Annotated in this window: 17 protein-coding genes; 4 read left to right on the forward strand and 13 right to left on the reverse strand. The window is 62.0% G+C overall.

The features are described from left to right. Positions 1–6 precede the first annotated feature (6 nt). The 13 genes from dapA to BLR94_RS21580 all read right to left on the reverse strand — a co-directional run bounded on the left by dapA (position 7) and on the right by BLR94_RS21580 (position 15,093). A complete protein-coding gene (gene dapA / locus BLR94_RS21520) occupies positions 7–882 on the reverse strand; it encodes a 4-hydroxy-tetrahydrodipicolinate synthase (protein ID WP_084307959.1) in 876 nt (291 codons plus the stop codon). A 569-nt stretch (positions 883–1,451) separates the two neighbouring features. After that, positions 1,452–1,862 (reverse strand): hypothetical protein, encoded by a 411-nt coding sequence (locus BLR94_RS21525; RefSeq protein WP_084307960.1) that lies wholly within the window; start codon positions 1,860–1,862, stop codon positions 1,452–1,454. Between the two features lie 723 nt (positions 1,863–2,585). Beyond that, on the reverse strand, positions 2,586–3,215 hold the full coding sequence (locus BLR94_RS27305; protein WP_139207488.1) for a hypothetical protein: 630 nt from the start codon (positions 3,213–3,215) through the stop codon (positions 2,586–2,588). Positions 3,216–3,218: 3 nt separating this feature from the next. Further along, positions 3,219–4,169, reverse strand: coding sequence for a hypothetical protein (locus tag BLR94_RS21535; protein WP_084307962.1), 951 nt, complete (start codon positions 4,167–4,169; stop codon positions 3,219–3,221). A 110-nt stretch (positions 4,170–4,279) separates the two neighbouring features. Then, a complete protein-coding gene (gene cls, locus BLR94_RS21540) occupies positions 4,280–5,719 on the reverse strand; it encodes a cardiolipin synthase (RefSeq protein WP_084307963.1) in 1,440 nt (479 codons plus the stop codon). Between the two features lie 313 nt (positions 5,720–6,032). After that, positions 6,033–6,821, reverse strand: a complete 789-nt coding sequence (locus tag BLR94_RS21545; RefSeq protein ID WP_084307964.1) for an IclR family transcriptional regulator — start codon at positions 6,819–6,821, stop codon at positions 6,033–6,035. A 281-nt stretch (positions 6,822–7,102) separates the two neighbouring features. Continuing rightward, positions 7,103–7,780, reverse strand: a complete 678-nt coding sequence (locus BLR94_RS21550; protein ID WP_420492703.1) for a sarcosine oxidase subunit gamma — start codon at positions 7,778–7,780, stop codon at positions 7,103–7,105. Then, on the reverse strand, positions 7,780–10,677 hold the full coding sequence (locus BLR94_RS21555; protein ID WP_084307966.1) for a 2Fe-2S iron-sulfur cluster-binding protein: 2,898 nt from the start codon (positions 10,675–10,677) through the stop codon (positions 7,780–7,782). The genes BLR94_RS21550 and BLR94_RS21555 overlap by 1 nt, the downstream gene beginning before the upstream one ends. Continuing rightward, a complete protein-coding gene (locus BLR94_RS21560; RefSeq protein ID WP_084307967.1) occupies positions 10,674–10,970 on the reverse strand; it encodes a sarcosine oxidase subunit delta in 297 nt (98 codons plus the stop codon). Before BLR94_RS21560 ends, BLR94_RS21555 begins: the two co-directional genes overlap by 4 nt. A 13-nt stretch (positions 10,971–10,983) precedes the next feature. Next, complete coding sequence (locus BLR94_RS21565; protein ID WP_042553470.1) at positions 10,984–12,225, reverse strand: FAD-dependent oxidoreductase; 1,242 nt, start codon at positions 12,223–12,225, stop codon at positions 10,984–10,986. Continuing rightward, positions 12,225–13,103, reverse strand: a complete 879-nt coding sequence (gene folD, locus BLR94_RS21570; RefSeq protein WP_084307968.1) for a bifunctional methylenetetrahydrofolate dehydrogenase/methenyltetrahydrofolate cyclohydrolase FolD — start codon at positions 13,101–13,103, stop codon at positions 12,225–12,227. Before folD ends, BLR94_RS21565 begins: the two co-directional genes overlap by 1 nt. Continuing rightward, positions 13,100–13,966, reverse strand: coding sequence for a formyltetrahydrofolate deformylase (gene purU / locus BLR94_RS21575; RefSeq protein WP_084307969.1), 867 nt, complete (start codon positions 13,964–13,966; stop codon positions 13,100–13,102). Before purU ends, folD begins: the two co-directional genes overlap by 4 nt. Before the next feature lie 527 nt (positions 13,967–14,493). Beyond that, complete coding sequence (locus tag BLR94_RS21580; protein WP_042553467.1) at positions 14,494–15,093, reverse strand: helix-turn-helix domain-containing protein; 600 nt, start codon at positions 15,091–15,093, stop codon at positions 14,494–14,496. Between the two features lie 244 nt (positions 15,094–15,337). Here BLR94_RS21580 and glnT point away from each other — a divergent pair, with 244 nt between their 5' ends. The 4 genes from glnT to BLR94_RS21600 all read left to right on the forward strand — a co-directional run bounded on the left by glnT (position 15,338) and on the right by BLR94_RS21600 (position 19,676). After that, positions 15,338–16,672 (forward strand): type III glutamate--ammonia ligase, encoded by a 1,335-nt coding sequence (gene glnT / locus BLR94_RS21585; RefSeq protein ID WP_084307970.1) that lies wholly within the window; start codon positions 15,338–15,340, stop codon positions 16,670–16,672. A gap of 72 nt (positions 16,673–16,744) precedes the next feature. After that, positions 16,745–17,659 (forward strand): class II glutamine amidotransferase, encoded by a 915-nt coding sequence (locus tag BLR94_RS21590; RefSeq protein WP_084307971.1) that lies wholly within the window; start codon positions 16,745–16,747, stop codon positions 17,657–17,659. After that, positions 17,656–18,339 carry a GltB/FmdC/FwdC-like GXGXG domain-containing protein gene (locus BLR94_RS21595; RefSeq protein WP_084307972.1) on the forward strand — a complete coding sequence of 228 codons (684 nt, stop codon included), beginning with the start codon at positions 17,656–17,658 and terminating at the stop codon, positions 18,337–18,339. Before BLR94_RS21590 ends, BLR94_RS21595 begins: the two co-directional genes overlap by 4 nt. 14 nt (positions 18,340–18,353) lie before the next feature. Next, positions 18,354–19,676, forward strand: coding sequence for an FMN-binding glutamate synthase family protein (locus BLR94_RS21600; RefSeq protein ID WP_042553463.1), 1,323 nt, complete (start codon positions 18,354–18,356; stop codon positions 19,674–19,676). Positions 19,677–19,718 lie beyond the last annotated feature (42 nt).

Raw genomic sequence — 19,718 nt, forward strand, 5'->3', positions numbered from 1 at the left:
TCCGGCTCAGCGCTGATAGGCGGCCAGCAAGCCTTCGAGCTTGTGGACGGTCTGTTCATCGAGTGCGGCGGTGGGGGCTCGGCAGGGGCCCACCGGCACGTTGAGCAGGTCGGTGGCTTTTTTCAGCACGGACGGCATGGTGCCCAGGGCGAAGGCGTCGCGCAGCGGGCGCAGGGCTTCCTGGGCGGCGCGGGCGGCTTCGTGGTTGCCGGCCTGGAACTGGTTCCAGATCTCCATCACCACATGGGGCAGCGCATTGGCGGTGGCTGCCACCGCACCGTCGCCACCGGCCAAGAGGTTCCAGTAGATCAGCGAGTCGGTACCGGCGAACACCGCGAAGTCGTCGCTGCGGTAGCGCATCATCTGCACCAGTGCGTCGAAGTTGCCGGCGCTGTCCTTGATGCCTTTGATCTGCGGGTGCTGGGAGAGCGTGGCGACCGCCTGGACGCCGATCGACATGCCGGTCTTGGCGGGGATGTTGTAGAGCATGATCGGCAGGTCGGAGGCGTCGCCAATGGCCTGGTAGTGATTGATCAGCTCGCTCTGGCTGACAGCGTTAAAGAACGGGGTGATGACCGACAGCGCCTGAACGCCCACATCGCTCATCTTCCTGTTCAGTTCGATCACATCACGGGTGGCGAAGGCGCCGGTGCCGGCGATCACCGGCACCCGGCCGGCGGCGATCTCGACGGTCAGGCGGGCGATGCGTACCTTCTCGGCGTCGGACAGGGCGAAGAACTCGCCATTGGTGCCCAGCACGAACAGGCCATGCACACTGGCGGCGACAAGGCTCTCGATCAGCGCGGCAAGCGCCGGCTCATCGACTTCCTGGGCCGCGTTGAACGGCGTGACGAGGGCAGGGACGATACCGTGGAATTTCATGGCTTATCCTGTTTTATGATTGTTGTGGTCAGCATGAATAGCATTTCTGATTGAATCGATCAAATATTTCTGTATTTTTTCACTTCATCGAATGATTTTGATCGTTTTGATCGTTTCAACTGGCGGATCTGATCGACTTGGTGGGTCCTGGCTGCGCGACCGGGAAGACGCACGCCAGCCCGCCCGCTCGGGCATCGCGGCGGCCTGTTTGCGTAGGTATTTCTTGAGGATGGACGCCTGCCGAGAGCCTCAGTGTTGCGTGGGCTCTCTGCAAGCATTCAGGTTTGGCCGGGCCTTTCTTGCCGGCAGAAGCATCGCTGAGCGTGTGCAAGCGAAGCGCGAGGCTGCTCTGAGTCAGGCAGGGGTGGCTGTCAGCCGGCGCCGGGCACGAACACCGACGTTGAAACGTCAACTGGGCTGCCTGCTACACCAGCTCTGACGCGCTTCGGCCGACAGCCGGCAAACCGCTCGGAGCGGCGTGCTGACTGGCGGTTCGTCCCTCAGCAGGCGACAGCGGTGGGTATGAAGATGCGGCAGGTCTTGCCCGGAGTGACCACGGTCGTCGGGCCCTATTCTTCTGCTGCCTGCTTTGGCAGTGCATGGAGCGCCATCAACCATGATGTCACTGCCCCCAGGCAAAACCTCACGACAGGCTGGGTTTCCATCGGCAGCACCTCACCCCAGAGCAGGGCAACCGTGCCACCGGCGATGCAAACGATGACTACGTGCAGAAGGCAGCGATGAAGCCGGCAACAGGCGTACACCAGCGACAGTCCAAGGGCGGGCACTCCATAGAAAATCATGCTCGTCACGGCTGACAGAATGCCGAACCAGAACGTACCCATCACGGTTTCCACGACGCTCATGCTGGTGGTTCGGCCTATCAACTCCGCCGTGCAGAAATACCCAAATATGAACACCCCCGCCAGCGCCGGGCAGAGAGTGAAGGATGCCACTATGCGTTTGAACGGGTACGTCACAGCCTATCCTCGTAATGAACACGCAGCAGGTCGTTTGAGGCGTTGAGACCCTGGTATCACCATTTCAATGAATTCAAGCCCCCGAAGTGGCTAGATCAATGAAAGCAGTTCGCTCTTGTGGTTCTATGACCTTCACTTTGAGTTCGTCCACTAAGCCATAAAGGAGTGCACCCTCGAATCCTAAGTTTACGTCAGCATACCCAATGCCAGCTGACTCAAGCAGGAGCGTTTTTTATGTAGCCATCCTGAAGGTGTATGTCGAATTGGAAAGCATCGTATCCCTGAGGAACTCCTGCTTCGATAAGCTCAAATAAACGCTGAGCAATCTTGAAATCATCGGCGGTTATAACTTGACTCCCGGATTTTTGACTCAGGTGCGGGACCTGTTTAGGGGAGGGCACAATTTATTGAAAGAAAGGAGTTGTAGTCTATCCGCGAGTCTGCGTACGCATGTTTAGTGCATGACGTATTATTAGAAATGAAGACGCTGCTTCGAGGGATCGGGCATAACGTGAATGCCGCTGCTGTGTATTTGAAGCTGCGCCCCTTGTCGTACCGTGTGGCAATCGTTAGTCGTCGAGATTTACGGTTAATAACTTCAAAATGGTCTGCCTTTTCCACGCTTTGATAACGGCACAGTGCAGTAATCTAGCGCTTCCGATGCTGAGCATTACCAGGGCTGTTTAGGAGGTCGAAGTCATAAAAAGTGTTACCCGTGTAATTTCAAGTTTTGCACCTGCTAACGAGTAGTTCACTATCAGTTAATATGCTGGTGCCGCCCTGACGCCAAAGCTCAAAATAGTTTGAGCAATCTAGCTCGAAGTCCAGCAGGGGCGTTGCGATATACCATGCCAGATAATAGTCAGCGGCGAGGCCATAAAACGCTTCTAATAGTCCGAAGACAGGCCCTTTAGAAAACGGCAAGGCATCCCAGAACTCATCGCTGATATGGTCGAACATCCAACGCTCAGGTAAGTTTCGTTGAAGGTGAGGTAAATCATCGTAGTCTTTAACGAACCTGGATGTGACTGAGCTGGCGATTGAGCTCAAGCGTTGATTTCCAGTAACCTCGCAAAATCTGGCTCTTTCGCTCAACCAATTTTCGGACGCCATCATTAAGGTTTCATCGGAACTGCTCTGTACAGGAATGAGGTAGAGTCGGTCAGCAAATGACCCCGCGTTTAAAACCTCACTCAAACGAAATTGGATAGCGTCTGAGTGGGGGAAATATCTCAAGATATTTACAAGCTCTTCTGGAGTCGAGTGAGACTTTAAAAGTCCAACAAAGTCGGAGCTTTCATGTTTTTCGCTTCCCTCACAATAAGAAACCCATTTTTCCAGCAACGAAGACATTAATCATTTCCTTTTTGGCAGTTCTGGTAGCAGAGAGGGGTTTATGCCCCAGCGATCTCTGAGCGAAACTATCCCAGTGTTGAATTCCTCAAGAGACTTGCTATTGTCGATGATTGATTTTAGCTCGTTGTGGAACTGGCCTGACCCGAGACCACCATGCCCTCCAATCGCCCCATCTTCTGGCCTGATCCATTTTAGCTCATCGGTTTTAGTACGAAAACGCTGGATTTCATCCATAGGTACGCCCCATTCCTTGAATGTCGGGGCGCGACATACCATGCACCACTCATGAAGCCCCCTAGGCTCGCGAATTCTCGACTCGATTCGCGCTTTTATCTTTTCGTCTTTCCAAAGCAGTTCAAGCTCGGCCTGACTAAGGTTGTCGAACCACTCGTTGAATTTACCGCCTTCGGTAGAGGGAACCTTACCATCGGGTAATAGCTCGCTCATTGGACGTACAGAGTCGGGCTTGGCGTGACTTGGCAACTGGGGCGACGCTTCGGTGATAGAATCTGCGTGTGAACTCCCACCTAGCTTCTGCGTGACCCATTTCCCTCCAGTTTTTACTATTCTAAGACCGTACTTGCCGACGTTGCCGGCAATCACCTGAGTTATGTAGTCCTCTCCTTTTTCCATGGCCAGCTGTTCCAAGGTTTTTTCCCCTGAACGAAGTGCCTGGATATCCTGGTAGGCGTCATAGGCGGTCATGCCTTTATCGATCAGCCAGGCAGCACCAATGATGACGGGAACCCAGAACGCATTATTTTCTGCTTCAATTTGCGCCGCAGTATTTGCGATGCCAGCTTCGCCACCCGATGCGGCGGTCACGCCTGTAATCAGAGAGCTGACGATATTTTTGCGAGCTTCTTTTTCCGCTGGCGTCAGTGATCCTCCGGCCTGCTCGGTTATCTGCTCCACCAGGTTGTTGATGACGACGCTAGAGGCCGCGCCCAATGCGCCGCTTCCACAATCGGCGCGTTGTGCCGCGGCTCCAGCACATGCCACTACAGCATGCAGCGCAGTGCGTGCGACTTCAGAGTCTCCGCTGCGGGCGGGCGCGATACTCAGAGTATCGGCGAGATCAGCCGCGCCACGCGCATGCCCAGTTGCTGCAGGCGATGCACCTCGCGGCGGTCGGCGCCGATCAGTTCGCGGGACTGGCTGAAGTCGGTTTCCAGCATGGCCTCGACCTGCCGGGCGAATGCCGTGTCGACCGTTACCAGGGTGATCTCGAAGTTGAGGCGGAAGGAGCGGTTGTCCAGGTTGGCGCTGCCGACCACGCCGATGTCCTGGTCGATCAGCGCGACCTTCTGGTGCAGGAAGCCCGGCAGGTAGCGGAAGATTCTCACCCCCGCGCGCAGTGCTTCCAGGGCGAATAGGCTGGACGCGGCGTAGACGATACGGTGATCCGGCCGCGATGGCAGCAGGATGCGCACGTCGACGCCGCGCAGTACCGCCAGGCGCAGCGCGGCGAACAGGGCTTCGTCGGGGATGAAATAGGGACTGGTCAGCCAGATGCGTTCGCGGGCCGCGTTGAGCATTTCCACGAACAGCAGCGAACAGGTTTCCTGGGCATCCGCCGGGCCGCTGGTGAGTACCTGGCAGAGCATGCCCTCGTCCGGGTAGCGCTCCGGCAGCAGCAGTGGCGGCAGTTTGCGGGTCGCCCAGAACCAGTCCTCGGCGAAGGATTCCTGCAGGCAGGCCACGGCCGGGCCGTGAACGTGCACGTGGGTGTCACGCCAGGGTGACAGGCTCGGTTTCTCGCCGAGGTACTCGTCGCCAACGTTATGGCCGCCCAGGAAGCCCTGCTCGCCATCGACCACCACGATCTTGCGGTGGTTGCGGAAATTCAGCTGGAAGCGATTGAACAGGCCACCGCCGGTAGGGAAGGCATGCATGTGCACGCCGCCTTCGCGCAGGCGCTTGATGTAGCGGCGTGGCAGGGCGTGGCTGCCCACCGCGTCGAACAGAAAGTGCACCTGCACGCCAGCGGCGGCGCGTTCGAGCAGGACCTGCTGCAGGCGCCGGCCAAGCCTGTCGTCGTGGACGATGAAGAACTGGATGAGGATCACCTGACGCGCCTCGGCCAGTGCCTGGAAGATCGCCTCGAAGGTCGCCTTGCCATCGATCAGCAGACTTACCTGATTGTTCGCCAGGCAGGGCATGCGACCCAGCCGCGGCAGGGCACGTAGCTGGCCGTAGGCTTCAGATTCGCCGGCGGCGATGGCTTCCTCGACCCAGGGGCGCCAGTCGAGGGCGGACATGGCCTGGTGCATCTGCTTGTCCACCTGGCGGCGGGCTTCGATGTAGGCGTAAAAACGGCTGCGTCCGAACACCACGTAGGGCAGCAGCGTCAGGTAGGGCATGAAGAACAGCGACAACGCCCAGGCGATGGCGCCCTGAGCGGTACGTACGGTAAGGATCGCGTGCACGGCAGCTATCGCCCCGAGGCCATGGGTGGCCGCGATCAGGTAGCCGAAAAAATGCTGTATGCCGAATTCCATTGCCGTTCGCTTGTTGGCTGCTGTGCCAGCATAGACCACGCTATCGGCGCGACGTCACCGATAAATAGGCACCTCTGAAAACTACCTACGTTGTCATCGCAGCGTTAAAAACAGGCTGGATTGCCAGCCCAGTCAAAATGCTCATTTACAGTTCGTAAACTCCGCTTTTGACTCACTTCGTTCGCCCTGCGGGCCAGCCTTCAGCTGTTACTCCGCTGCGCTACGTTTCGCCTATTTTTGCCTCGCGCTGACTGCCTCGCCTACGTTTTTAGAGGTGCCCGTATACGGGAGTTCCACGTGAAACCCCGGCGATTCAGACCGCCCGGTAGCCGGCGCTTCGCGATATCTGGGCGGCACTGGTCAGAAGGGTTTCACGCAGGGTCTGGCGATTGGCTTCGTCGTCCATCACGGCATCCGGCCCGGACAGGTTGATGGCGGCGACGATATGCCCGCTGTGATCCCGTACCGGGGCGGCGATGGCGGTGGAGTAGTCCGAGCGATGCAGGACGAAACCACGGGCGCGGTCCTCGTCGCTCATGCGCAGCAGCTCTGGCAACGTCTTCGGTGCGGGGGCCGGGTAGCCGTCCAGGCGGACGTGTGCGTAGAGCCCGGCCAGGGCGTTTTCATCCAGTTCGCTGAGCAGTACGCGGCCAAGTGCGGTGACGTGGCATGGCAGGCGCGTGCCGATCGGCACGTTGACCGACAGCCGCTGGGCGGCGAAGGCACGGTACAGATAGACCACCTCGGTGTGCTCGCGGATGCCCAGATGGCAGGACATCGAGGTACGGTCGCGCAGGGTGTTGAGGTGCGGCATGGCGATATCCACCAGGTCGCGACTGGCCAGGTAGGCGAAGCCGTCGCACAGCACCTGGGGGCCGAGTTCGTAGTTGTTGGTGCCCAGCTTGTTCAGGTAACCCATGTCGGTGAGGGTGACGAGAATGCGGTAGATGGCCGAGACGCTGACGCCCAGGCGTTCGGCGATGAGATTGCTGCTCAGGCTGCGCTCGCGGGCATTGAACATCTGCAGGATGCCGAGCCCGCGTTGCAGCGCCGGGACGCGGTAGTCGCTCTCGCGTTCCAGCCCGTTTTCTGGGATGCCCATGGCGTTATCCTCCGGGGTATAGGTGCAGAAATGCCAGCCCGTGGCTTGAAGCGTGAAGAAAACGGCGATTGCTCGCCCCGAGCTCCCGTAGCTGGCTCACAGGGCAGGGTGGATGCAACGGTGGATGGGTGAAGCGTCAGCTGCGCGCCCCGATCCACCCTACGAGTACTGCGCAGTGGATCCATTGACCATCCCCTGAGCTGCGTATTCTTCGTAGCAGCCCGCTTGCGGGCGACCCTCGTGCCGAGGGATCGCGTGCCAGAGAGCGCCTGCAGATATTCTCAGGCCAACCCTTCGATTCCCGCCGGTTTGCCGGCGAACTCGTGCATGGCGTCCAGCAAGGCGCCCCACAGGTAGTGGGCGGAGGCGCGGTCGCAGAGGATGTGGAAGATCGGCAGGGCATCCGTGCCGGCATTGACCACGATGGCATTCAGGCGCGCGACCGAGGTCTGGGCCACCGCGCCGACCGGGAAGGCGTCGGTGCGCAGATCCACGCCGCAGACCTTGGCCAGCAGTTCCGGCAGGTGCGCACCGGTCAGTGCCAGCCAGGCGTGGCTGTCCTGACGGGGCAGCAGGTAGCTTGCCTGGCTATCGTCGTAGCGCCAGCCGGCTTCATCGGAGGCGATGCGGGCACCGCCGTCGGTCAGGCTGCCGAGCAGGAAATACTCGGTCTGCGACAGGCGCAGCACCCGCTCGCCGCTGCTCTGCAGACGCGCCTGATTGGGTGCGTCTGGCAGTTGATAACCCTTGCCCTGCAGATAGGCCGCGCTATCGGTGCCACGCAAGCCGAGCCGTGGCAGATTGCTCAGGTCGATCAGTGCGCAGCGTTGCAGTTGTTCGCTGTCGCTTTGCGAGCCGGCGACGAACAGTCGCTCGCCCAGCAGCGTCAGCGGTGCGTTGCCATACAGGTCGTAGAGAGGGCTGCGTTCGGTATGGTCGCGAATGGTCAGGCTCATGATCACAGCTCCTGGCGTTTGCTTTCAGGGTCGAAGAACGGCAGTTGCACCACCGTGGCCTGGACGATTTCACCGCCTTCCACGCGAATCGGAATCTGCGTGCCGGGCGTGGTTTGATCGGCGCCCGCGTAGGCCATGCCGATGATCGCGCCGACGGTTTCCGAGTACTCGCAGGACGTCACGTTGCCGCTGATATCCGGGCCCTTGAGCACCAGATGGCCTTCCAGGGGGTTGGTGCTGCCCCTGGGCAGGGTGAAGCCCACCAGCTTGCGTTTGAGGGGCTGCGCTTCGAGGATCTCGATGCTGCGTTTGCCGACGAAGAAGGGCTTCTTGCGGCCGATGGCCCAGCCCATGTCGATCTCCGCAGGGTGGGTCATGCCATCGGTGTCCTGGCTGATGATCACGTGGCCTTTTTCCAGGCGCAGCAGGCGCTGGGTTTCCACGCCGAACGGGCGGATGCCTTCGGCCTTGCCCGCCTCCATCAGCGCATCCCAGAGGTGCTCGCCGAAGCGCGCCGGCACGTGGATCTCGTAACCCAGCTCGCCCACGAAACCGACCCGCAGCAGCCGCGCCGGCACCCCGGCAACGCTGCCCTCACGCACGCCGAGATAGGGGAAGCCCTCAGCGCCAAGGTCGACATCGCTGCAGACCTTTTCCAGTACCCGGCGCGATAGCGGCCCGGCCAGGCTGACCGCGGCGAAGGCGGCGCTGACGTTGGCGATGTCGACGTTCAGGCGCCACTGCGCATTCCACTTGAGCATGCTGCGGTAGACGCGATCCACGCCGCTGGTGGTCGCCGATACGTAGAAGTGCTGCTCGGCCAGGCGGCAGGCCACCCCGTCATCGATCACCACGCCATCCTCGGCGGTCATCAGCGCGTAGCGGGTACGGCCGACGGCGAGCTTCTTGAAGCCGAAGGTATACATGCGTTCCAGCAGCTCGGCGGCATCCGGCCCGCGGATGTCGAGGCCGCCCAGGGTGGACACGTCGATCAGGCCGACCTTCTCACGCACATGGCGGGCCTCGGCCTGCATGCAGGCTTCACGATCTTCGGCCTTGCCGTAGAACGCCGGGCGCTGCCAGACGCCTGCGGGCATCAGCCTGGCGCCGAGCTCGACATGACGGCGGTGCATGGCGGTCTGGCGATAGGGGTCGAAGCCGCGGCCGGCGATGTGCGCGAGCTTCTCCGCCGAGAAGGGCGGGCGTGCCGTGGTCACGCCGGTTTCGCTGACGCTGCGGCCGGTGGCATCGGCGACCAGGCGCGCCGTGGGCAGCGCCGAGTGACGTCCCTGGGACGGCCCCATGCCGACGGTGGAGAAGCGCTTGACCAGTTGCACGTCGCGGTAGCCGTGACGGGTGGCGTTGACGATATCGCGGATCTGCAGGTCTTCGTCGAAGTCGACGAATTCCTTGCCCTGGGGGTGGGCGAAGATCGGCCAGGGGAAGTTGACCCGGCTGTCGTCCTTGTCCGCGCCGTCTCCCGGAGCGCCGCCCAGACCGAGGTCGACGAGGGCTTCGCTGGCGGCGCGCTGACCGTCGGCGATTACCCGCTGCAGGTCGTGGCGGCCGTTCACCGAGCCGGCCACGCGGAGCATCTTCGGCAGGTTATGGATCGAGAACGCCGCATGTTCGTCGGCGTAACGCAGGCTGCCGCCGGCCTGGCAGAGCAACTGGTAGACCGGCATGTAACCGGCGGACATGCACAACAGGTCGCAATCGATCCGCGTGCTGGCCTCGGCCACCTTGCCTCGAGCGCTGATACGCCTGACGTCGACAGCGGCGATGTGGCGCGCGTGCTTGTCGGCGAGCGCTTCATACACGGTGTGTCCGGCGTGGCAGGGAATGCCCTTGGCTTGCACCGCAGTGACCAGGCCGGGCGTATCGATACGCTCGCGCATGTCGACCACTGCGGCGACCTCCACACCCGCGTCACACAGATCGAGGGCGGCCAGGTAGCCATCGTCGTTGCCGGTCAGTACCACCGCGCGCTTGCCCGGTTTCACCGCGTACAGGCGCATCAGACGCTGGGCGGCACTGGTCAGCATTACCCCCGGCAGGTCGTTGTTGCGGAAAATCACCGGCTGGTCGAAGGAGCCGCTGGCGATGATGCACTGCCTGGCGCGCACCTTGTACAGGCGGCTGCCCTGGATCACCGGCAGGTAGTTGTCGGCGAACCAGGCGTTGCACAGGGCGTGGTCGAGCACGCGGATATTGGCATGGCCCTTCACCGCACTGACCAGTTCTTCACGCAGGCCCATGGCGGCATTGGCGTCGAGGCCGAAGCGGGCGTAGGTCAGCGAGCCGCCGAGTACCGGGTTCTGTTCGATCAGCAGTACCTTGGCACCGCCGTTGGCCGCGTGCAGGGCGGCGGACAGGCCCGCTGGGCCGGAGCCGATCACTGCCAGGTCGCAGAACAGGTAGGCCTTGTCGTGATAGGTCGGCTCGAACCCGAGGTCGAGCACGCCGAGGCCGGCCTTCTTGCGGATCAGCGGTTCCCAGCGCTTCCACATGCCCTTGGGCTTGTAGAACGCGCGGTAGTAGAAACCTACCGGCATGAATTTGGAGAACTTGCCGAGTACTGCGTCGCGATCCTTCTCCAGGCTGCCGTTGACGTTCTGCGCCGTGACCTCGAGACCGGCTTCGAGCGGGTAGTCGTCCGCCAGCACGTTGGGTTCGTCCGGCAGTTGCACCAGGGTGTTGGCGTCCTGGCCGGCCATGGTCAGCGGGCCGCGGGGGCGGTGGTACTTGAACGAGCGCGACAGCAGCCAGCGGCCATCTCCAGCCAGGGCGCTGGCGACGGTATCGCCGGCAAAGCCCTGGCACGAGCGGCCGTCGAAGCTGAAGGTCAGTGGTCTGTTGCGGTCGATCAACAACCCCATGGGAGCGGGCAGGCGGTTCATTGGGCGGCCTCCGGTGCGGCGAAATCGACACGCTGGTCGAACAGTTCACGAGGGTCGAAGGTACGCAGGATCTCGTCGCTGCCGGTGTGGCGCTCGGCCAGGAACCAGTAGCTCGACGGCGTGTGCATCCACCATTCGGTGACCACACCGAGCGGGTTCTCGCTGTTGAACACGTAGTCGGCCCATTGCGCGACGCTGCAGGTCGTCGGGTCGGGCATGTGCTTGAGTTCGCCGCCGTAGGTGAATTCGCTGATGTTGCGCGGCCCGTTGAGCGGGCAAGTCATGATCTTCATTGGCTGTAACCCGTCAGTGGCTGGCCGCCGTGGCGCCCATTTCGTTGACCTGCTGGAAGCGGCTGAAGCGATCCAGGCCGAACGGTGCGATCAGCTGCGGAACCTTGCCGCCGCTGGCGACCAGCTCGGCCATGGTCTTGCCGCAGATCGGCGTGGCCTTGAACCCCCAGGTTCCCCAGCCGGCATCCAGGTAGTAGCCGTCGATGGGCGACAGGCCCATGATCGGGCTGTAGTCCGGGGTCATGTCGGTGATGCCGGCCCACTGGCGCATCAGCTTGGCGTTGGCCATGAAGGGGAACATTTCCACTGCCGAGGCCAGCAGGCTTTCCTTGAGGTCCAGGGTCGAACGGGTGTTGTACAGCGGGTAGGGGTCGGAACCTCCGCCAAAGACGATCTCGCCACGGCTGGTCTGCTGCACGTAGCAATGCAGGGCCGAGGAGCTCACCAGCGGATCGAGGAACGGCTTGAACGGCTGCGTGACCATCGCCTGCAGCGGATAGGTGTGGATCGGCGCCTTGATATTCAGCTTGTTCATCAGCAGCGAGCTGGTACCGGCCACCGCCTGAACCACGCAGCCGCACTGAATGGTGCCGCGATTGGTCTTCACCGCGCGAATGCGCCCGGCCTCGACGACGAAGTCCTGTACCTCGGTGAGCTGGTGAATTTCCACCCCACGCTTGGCTGCGCCCTTGGCGTAGCCCCAGGCCACGGCGTCGTGGCGCGCGGTGCCGCCGTCGATGTGCCAGAGGCCGGCGAGCACCGGAATATGGCCGGGATCCAGATTCAGGCTCGGCACCAGCTCGCGGATCTGCTGGCGATCGATCATCTCGGTACGCCCGCCGAAGTGCTTGTTCACTTCGGCGCGCTGGCGGAACGCCCGCACGCTGGCGTCGGTGTGGGCCAGGGTGAGCTGGCCACGGCCGGAGTACATGATGTTGAAGTCGAACTCGTTGGAGAGGTTTTCGAACATCCGTACCGACTCGATGTAGAACTTCACACCCTCGCTGGTCAGGTAGTTGGAGCGGATCACCGCGGTGTTGCGCGCGGTGTTGCCACCCCCCAGGTAGCCTTTCTCCAGCACCGCGATGTTGCTGATGCCGTGGTACCGCGACAGGTAGTAGGCGGTGGCCAGGCCATGCCCGCCGGCGCCGATGATGACCACGTCGTAGGAGGACTTGAGTTCCTTCGGTGCGGGCAGGTCGACCTCGACGGGATACTCCGACGACAGGCCGTATTTGAGCAGCGAGAAAGGCATCAGCGAGCCTCCTGAATGGCCTGGCCGGTCTGCTGACGGGCGGCGAGGACGGTGTTGTGCATCAACATGGCGATGGTCATGGGGCCGACTCCACCGGGTACCGGGGTGATGGCCGCGGCCACGGGTTGCACGGCAGCGAAATCCACATCCCCGACCAGGCGGCTTCTGCCGTCTTCTTCGATGCGGTTGATGCCGACGTCGATCACCACGGCCCCGGGCTTTATCCAGCTGGCGTCGATCAGCCTCGGGCGGCCGACCGCGGCGATCACGATGTCCGCCTGGCTGCACAGCTTCTGCGGCTCGATGCTGCGCGAGTGCACCACGCTGACGCTGCAGTTGGCCGCCAGCAGCATCGCGGCCATTGGCTTGCCGACGATGTTCGAGCGGCCGACCACCACGGCGTGCTTGCCGGAAAGGTCGCCCAGGGTGTCACGCAGCAGGCGCATGCAGCCGGCTGGCGTGCAGGGGGTCAGCACCGGTCGGCCCTGGCTCAGGCCGCCAACGTTCTCGCTATGGAAACCGTCGACATCCTTGCCAGGGTCGATGGCCTGCAGCACGCGCACTTCGTCGATGTGTGTCGGCAGTGGCAACTGCACCAGGATGCCGTGCACGGCCGGGTCGACGTTCAGCGCGCCGACCACGTCCAGCACCTCGGCGACACTGGCTTCGGCCGGCAGGCGGTATTCGAGCGAGCGAATGCCGACTTCACCGGCGCGCAGCACCTTGTTGCGCACGTAGACGTGGCTGGCCGGATCGTCACCGACCAGCACCACGGCCAGCGCCGGCTCGATGCCCTGAGCGTGCAATTGCTCGACCTCTGCCTGTACGTCGGCGAGTACGCGGGCGGCCGCGGCCTTGCCGTCGATCAACCGGCTCATCGAAAGATCACCGTGCGGTCGCCATTGAGGAACACGCGGTGCTCGATGTGATATTTCACCGCGCGCGACAGCGCCACCGTTTCGGTATCGCGGCCAATGGCGACCAGGTCGTCAGGTCGCAGGGCGTGATCCACGCGCTGCACTTCCTGCTCGATGATCGGGCCCTCGTCGAGGTCCGAGGTGACGTAGTGGGCGGTGGCGCCGATCAGCTTCACGCCGCGCTCGAATGCCTGGTGGTAGGGTTTGGCACCCTTGAATCCGGGCAGGAAGGAGTGATGGATGTTGATCGCCCGGCCAGCCAGCTGCTTGCACAAATTGTTGGAAAGAATCTGCATGTAGCGCGCCAGCACCACCAGGTCGGTGCCGGTTTCATCGACGATCTTCATCAGCTCGGCTTCCTGCCCGGTCTTGGTGTCCTTGGTCACCGGCAGGTAGATGAAGCGGATGCCTTCGCGCTCGGCCATGGGACGCAGGTCGAGGTGGTTGGAGACGATGGCGGTGATCTCCATGTTCAGCTCGCCCTTCTGGTGGCGATAGAGCAGGTCGGCCAGGCAATGATCGAACTTGCTGACCATCAGCAGCACGCGCATGGGTTTGCGGGTGCTGAACAGGCCCCAGGTCATGTCGAAGGCGCCCGCCACCGCGGCAAAGCCTTCCTCGATCTTCGCCAGGTCATCGGTCACGCCGGTGTTGAAACGGAATACCGCGCGCATGAAGAAGGTGCTGCTGACCTCGTCGTCGAATTGCGACATCTCGCTGATGTAGCACTGATGCTCGGCGAGAAAGGACGCCACCGCGGCGACGATGCCCGACGTGGCCGGGCAACTGATCTTGATCACGTACTGATTCTGGGCGTGCTGCATGTCGGATCCTCTGAAGGGTCGGCGGCAGGGAATTCTTCATGGATGAAGGCACGGTTCGTCTATGAATATTTTTTATTGTGAAGAATCTAATTTTCTCGATAGTGATTTTTATAAGCGAATGTTTTGTTGGTGTCCATGCCTGTGGAGAATTTATTTATCTTCACAGGAATTTTTTGGGTTGTGGTCGCGAGGATAATGGTGAGGGCACCATCGCTTGTTTCCGGCACCAGTGCGCAGCCAGGTTGCGGGTTGGTCTCTGAGGCGAGAAAACGAAAGGAGGCATGGCGCCACCCGTCAACCAGCTCTGTTCGACCGGGCGGGTGTGCGCTGGAAAGAAGGGCGTTGAGTGCGACGTGGGCTGTTTAAAGGCGGAAGCGGTCATTTGCAGGGTGGACCGGGGGCATGGCCGACGCTTCGCCTGCGCGGCCCGATCCGTCCACCAACCTGGCGATCGCGATGGTGGATGAAAGAGCGTCATCCACCCTACATCTGCTTTCGCCTTGATAGCCGCCGAATGAACCCGGTCTTCACTCTTTGCCGTAGTTCATGATCGACAGCAGGCGGATCGGCACCTGCACCAGCTGTTCCGGGCCGTGGGGGACTTCGGCGTCGAAAGTCAGGCTGTCGCCGGCCTGCATGGGGTAGAGCTGGTTGCCGTGGCGATAGACCAGTTCACCTTCGAGCAGGTGCAGGAACTCGGTCCCCGGGTGAGAGAAGGTGGGAAACTCCTCGCTGGCATCGTCCATGCTGACCATATAGGCCTCGAAGCTCTTCTTCGGCCCGCGGGTATGGTTCAGCAGGTGATAGGTGTGACCCTTCTCTGTGCCGCGGCGCACCACTTCCAGGCCTTCGTCGGCCTTCACCAGGAGCGCGCCACTGCCCTGCTGGTCGTATTGGCTGAACAGCTTGGACATCGGCATGCCCAGCACATCGCACAGCCGACTCAGGGTATCCAGGCTGGTGGATACCTGAGCGTTCTCGATCTTGCTGAGCATGCCCTGGCTGATGCCGGCGATGCGCGCGACTTCGGCGATCTTCAGTTCCTGAGCCTGGCGCTGACGGCGGATCTGCATGCCCAGGTATTGCTCGAGTTTCAGACGGGGCGGCGTTTCTGTGGATTTGCTCATGCACGGCCATTTTCTAGTTATGAATAATAAATTCGCACCAGGAATGATCAGGCTGCTTCGCAACGGTGCACGCCGATGGTGTGAAATTCCTGCTATGAAAGCATTTTTCCTCTGCGGATAGAAGAAAACCCGCACGGCAGCTGGCTCGGGTGTGATGTGCTGAAGATTGGCAAGTTGATTGCATTCTTATTGGGAAAGTTAATTTCCTAATCGGAATAATCATCGAGTCGACAGGAGGCACATGATGTTGCCCAGTGAAACCCAGCAGCTCATCGAGAAACATGCGATCAAGTATGTGCTTGCCCAGTTCGTGGATATCCATGGCTCGGCCAAGACCAAGTCGGTGCCGGTGTCGGGCCTCGAAGCGGTGGCGGAAGCGGGGGCAGGGTTCGCTGGCTTCGCCATCTGCGGCATGGGTATGGAACCCCATGGGCCGGACTTCATGGCCAAAGGCGACCTGTCGACCTTGATTCCCGTGCCGTGGCAGCCGGGTTACGGCCGGGTGGTGTGCATCGGGCACGTCGATGGCCAACCCTGGCCGTACGACAGCCGCTATGTTCTGCAGCAGCAGGTGGAGCGTCTCGAGGCGCGCGGCTGGACCCTCAATACCGGCCTGGAACCCGAGTTCAACCTGATGCGCCGTGACGAGACCGGCACCCTGCAGCTGGTCGATGCCAGCGATAACCTCGACAAGCCCTGCTACGACTACAAAGGCCTGTCGCGCTCTCGCGAGTTCCTGGAAAAGCTGACGGAAGCGCTGCAGCCGGTCGGCTTCGACATCTATCAGATCGACCACGAAGACGCCAACGGCCAGTTCGAGATCAATTACACCTACAGCGACGCCATGGAGTCGGCTGACCGCTTCACCTTCTTCCGCATGGCGGCCGGCGAAATCGCCAACGATCTGGGCATGATCTGCTCGTTCATGCCCAAACCGGATCCGAAGCGCGCTGGCAACGGCATGCACTTCCACCTGTCCATCGCCAGTGCCGAGAGCAAGAACCTGTTCTTCGATGCCAGCGACAAGAACGGCATGGGCCTGTCGAAACTTGCTTATCACTTCGCCGCCGGCTTGCTGGCTCACGGCCCAGCGCTGTGCGCCTTCGCCGCGCCGACGGTGAATTCCTACAAACGTCTGGTGGTCGGCAACTCGTTGTCCGGCGCCACCTGGGCGCCGGCCTTCATCGCCTTTGGTGCCAACAACCGCTCGGCGATGGTGCGTGTGCCCTATGGTCGCCTGGAATTCCGCCTGCCGGATGCCGGCTGCAATCCGTACCTGGTCAGCGCCGCGATCATCGCCGCCGGGCTGGACGGTATAGACCGGCAGCTGATGCCCGAGCAGATCTGTAACGAAAACCTCTACTCGCTCGGCCTGGAAGCCATTGCCGCGAAAGGCATCAAGACCCTGCCGCAGTCGCTCAAGGAAGCCTGCGACGCACTGGAAGCCGACCCGCTGTTTGCCGAGGTCATGGGCAAGGAGATCGTCGGTGAGTTCATCAAGCTCAAGCGCATGGAGTGGGTGGAATACAGCCGCCACGTCTCCGACTGGGAGATCAAGCGCTACACCGAATTCTTCTGATCCGACCTTCTCTTCAACCCTTTCCGGCGCCCGCCCGTGGGTAGGGCGCCTTCTGCCCAGGAGTTTTTAGCTATGTGTGGAATCGTGGGGCTTTACCTGAAAAATCCGCAGCTGGAAGCGCAGCTCGGCAAGCTGTTCGAACCGATGCTCGAGGCCATGACCGACCGCGGCCCGGACAGCGCCGGCTTCGCCATCTATGGCGATGAAGTGGCCGATGGCTGGGTCAAGCTGACCCTGCAGGCCACCACGGAGGGCTACGACTTCACCGCTCTGGTGAGCGCCGTGAAGGAAAAGCTCGGTGCCGAGCTGGACTGGTTTCAGAACGCCAGCGCCATCGTGCTCAAGATCAGGGCCGAAGAAGCCACCGTACGCGCTGTGCTGAACGAGCTGGCGCCGACCGTGCGCATCATGAGTGCCGGGCAGAGCATCGAGATCCTCAAGGGCATGGGCTTGCCCAGGGAAATTTCCGAGCGTTTCGGCCTGGCGTCGATGAAGGGCAGCCACATCATCGGCCACACCCGCATGGCCACCGAAAGTGCCGTGACCATGGAGGGCAGCCACCCGTTCTCCACCGGTGCCGACCTGTGCCTGGTGCATAACGGCTCGCTGTCCAACCACTTCCGTCTGCGCCAGGAACTGCGCCGCGAAGGCATTCATTTCGAAACCGAGAACGACACCGAGGTCGCTGCCGGTTACCTGGCCTGGCGTCTGCAGCAGGGCGATTCTCTGAAACAGGCCCTGGACAGCTCACTGGAGGCCCTCGACGGCTTCTTCACCTTCGCCATCGGCACCCGCAACGGCTTTGCGGTGATCCGCGACCCGATCGCCTGCAAGCCGGCGATCCTCGCCGAGACCGATGACTACGTCGCCATGGCCTCCGAATACCAGGCGCTGTCCAGCCTGCCGGGTATCGACAAGGCCAAGGTCTGGGAGCCCGCTCCCGCCACCCTGTACATCTGGGAACGCCAGCAGGAGCACGCCGCATGAAAACCATCGATCTTTCCAGCGCCAGCGTGCGTGACCTCAACCAGGCGCTGCATGACCAGGCCAAGGCGGTCAGCGATCGCGAGTGGGTCGTGGCCCACCCCAACGGCGCCCACAACCTCGCGGTTGGCGTCAACGAAGCCATCTCCATCGATATCCAGGGGCATGCCGGCTATTACTGCGCGGGCATGAACCAGAAGGCTTCGGTCACCGTGCACGGCAACGTCGGCGTGGGCTGCGCCGAGAACATGATGAGCGGTTACGTGCGGGTCAAGGGCAGCGCTTCCCAGGCCGCCGGTGCGACGGCCCATGGCGGCCTGCTGGTGATCGAGGGTGATGCCGGGGCACGTTGCGGCATTTCCATGAAAGGTATCGACATCGTGGTCGGCGGCAGCATTGGCCACATGAGCTGCTTCATGGGCCAGGCCGGGCGCTTGGTCGTATGTGGTGACGCCGGCGATGCGCTGGGCGATTCGCTGTACGAGACCAGGATTTTCGTCAAAGGCAGCGTGGAATCGCTGGGCTCCGACTGCATCGAGAAAGAGATGCGGGCCGAACATATCGAGGAGCTGCAGGCGCTGCTCAATCGCGCCGGCTTCAAGGAAAACGCCGCCGATTTCAAACGCTACGGCTCGGCTCGCCAGCTGTACAACTTCAAAGTCGATAACGCCAGCGCGTACTGATCAGGAGCCTCATCATGAGTGACAAGCAACCCCCCGTGCTGCGCGAGTCGGCCACCTTCGATCGCCTGACCATCCAGGAAATCCAGCGCGCCGCCGAAACCGGCATCTACGACATTCGCGGTGGCGGCACCAAGCGCAAGCTGCCGCACTTCGACGACCTGCTGCTGCTCGGCGCCAGCGTGTCGCGCTATCCCCTGGAAGGCTACCGCGAGAAGTGCGGTACCGACGTCATTCTCGGCAACCGTTTCGCCAAGAAGCCGCTGCACCTGAAGATTCCGGTAACCATCGCCGGCATGAGCTTCGGCGCCCTGTCGGCCAATGCCAAGGAAGCCCTGGGCCGTGGCGCCAGTATCGCCGGTACCAGCACCACCACCGGCGACGGTGGCATGACGCCGGAAGAGCGCGGTCAGTCCCAGCATCTGGTCTATCAGTACCTGCCGTCGCGCTACGGCATGAACCCCGACGACCTGCGCAAGGCCGACGCCATCGAGATCGTCCTCGGCCAGGGTGCCAAGCCCGGCGGCGGCGGCATGTTGCTCGGCATGAAGGTCACCGAGCGGGTGGCGGGCATGCGTACCCTGCCGATTGGCGTGGACCAGCGCAGCGCCTGTCGCCACCCGGACTGGACGGGGCCGGACGACCTGGCGATCAAGATCGCCGAACTGCGCGAAATCACCGACTGGGAAAAACCCATCTACGTGAAGATCGGCGCCAGCCGCCCCTATTACGACGTCAAGCTGGCGGTGAAGGCCGGTGCCGACGTGATCGTCCTCGACGGCATGCAGGGGGGCACCGCAGCGACTCAGGAAGTGTTCATCGAGCACGTCGGTATCCCGATTCTGCCGGCCATTCCGCAAGCCGTGCAGGCGCTGCAGGAAATGGGCATGCACCGCAAGGTGCAGCTGATCGTTTCCGGCGGCATCCGCAATGGGGCCGACGTGGCCAAGGCCATGGCGCTGGGCGCCGATGCCGTGGCCATCGGGACGGCCGCGCTGATCGCGTTGGGCGACAACCACCCGCGCCTGGACGAGGAGCTGAAGAAGATCGGTTCAGCCGCCGGTTTCTACGATGACTGGCAGAACGGCCGCGACCCGGCCGGTATCACCACCCAGGATCCGGAATTGTCCAAGCGCCTCGATCCGGTCGAAGGTGGCCGCCGCCTGGCCAATTACTTGCGTGTGCTGGTGCTGGAAGCCCAGACCATGGCCCGTGCCTGTGGCAAGTCGCACCTGCACAACCTCGATCCCGAGGACCTGGTGGCACTGACCGTGGAATCCGCCGCCATGGCACGGGTGCCGCTGGCTGGCACCAGTTGGGTGCCTGGGCAGGGTTATTGACAGCATCCATCGGCCGGCTTCTCCCTGGGATGCCGGCTTTCC

Source organism: Phytopseudomonas flavescens (assembly GCF_900100535.1).
GTDB classification, from domain to species: domain Bacteria; phylum Pseudomonadota; class Gammaproteobacteria; order Pseudomonadales; family Pseudomonadaceae; genus Aquipseudomonas; species Aquipseudomonas flavescens.

Excerpts from the sequence above, each read along its gene's own strand:
- BLR94_RS21580 (WP_042553467.1), bottom strand. The coding sequence starts at position 15,093 with ATGAGCAAATCCACAGAAACGCCGCCCCGTCTGAAACTCGAGCAATAC.
- BLR94_RS21600 (WP_042553463.1), top strand. The coding sequence starts at position 18,354 with ATGAGTGACAAGCAACCCCCCGTGCTGCGCGAGTCGGCCACCTTCGAT.
- BLR94_RS21555 (WP_084307966.1), bottom strand. The coding sequence starts at position 10,677 with ATGAACCGCCTGCCCGCTCCCATGGGGTTGTTGATCGACCGCAACAGA.
- purU (WP_084307969.1), bottom strand. The coding sequence starts at position 13,966 with ATGCAGCACGCCCAGAATCAGTACGTGATCAAGATCAGTTGCCCGGCC.
- glnT (WP_084307970.1), top strand. The coding sequence starts at position 15,338 with ATGTTGCCCAGTGAAACCCAGCAGCTCATCGAGAAACATGCGATCAAG.
- BLR94_RS21545 (WP_084307964.1), bottom strand. The coding sequence starts at position 6,821 with ATGGGCATCCCAGAAAACGGGCTGGAACGCGAGAGCGACTACCGCGTC.
- dapA (WP_084307959.1), bottom strand. The coding sequence starts at position 882 with ATGAAATTCCACGGTATCGTCCCTGCCCTCGTCACGCCGTTCAACGCG.
- BLR94_RS21560 (WP_084307967.1), bottom strand. The coding sequence starts at position 10,970 with ATGAAGATCATGACTTGCCCGCTCAACGGGCCGCGCAACATCAGCGAA.
- folD (WP_084307968.1), bottom strand. The coding sequence starts at position 13,103 with ATGAGCCGGTTGATCGACGGCAAGGCCGCGGCCGCCCGCGTACTCGCC.
- cls (WP_084307963.1), bottom strand. The coding sequence starts at position 5,719 with ATGGAATTCGGCATACAGCATTTTTTCGGCTACCTGATCGCGGCCACC.
- BLR94_RS27305 (WP_139207488.1), bottom strand. The coding sequence starts at position 3,215 with ATGTCTTCGTTGCTGGAAAAATGGGTTTCTTATTGTGAGGGAAGCGAA.
- BLR94_RS21590 (WP_084307971.1), top strand. The coding sequence starts at position 16,745 with ATGTGTGGAATCGTGGGGCTTTACCTGAAAAATCCGCAGCTGGAAGCG.
- BLR94_RS21595 (WP_084307972.1), top strand. The coding sequence starts at position 17,656 with ATGAAAACCATCGATCTTTCCAGCGCCAGCGTGCGTGACCTCAACCAG.
- BLR94_RS21565 (WP_042553470.1), bottom strand. The coding sequence starts at position 12,225 with ATGCCTTTCTCGCTGCTCAAATACGGCCTGTCGTCGGAGTATCCCGTC.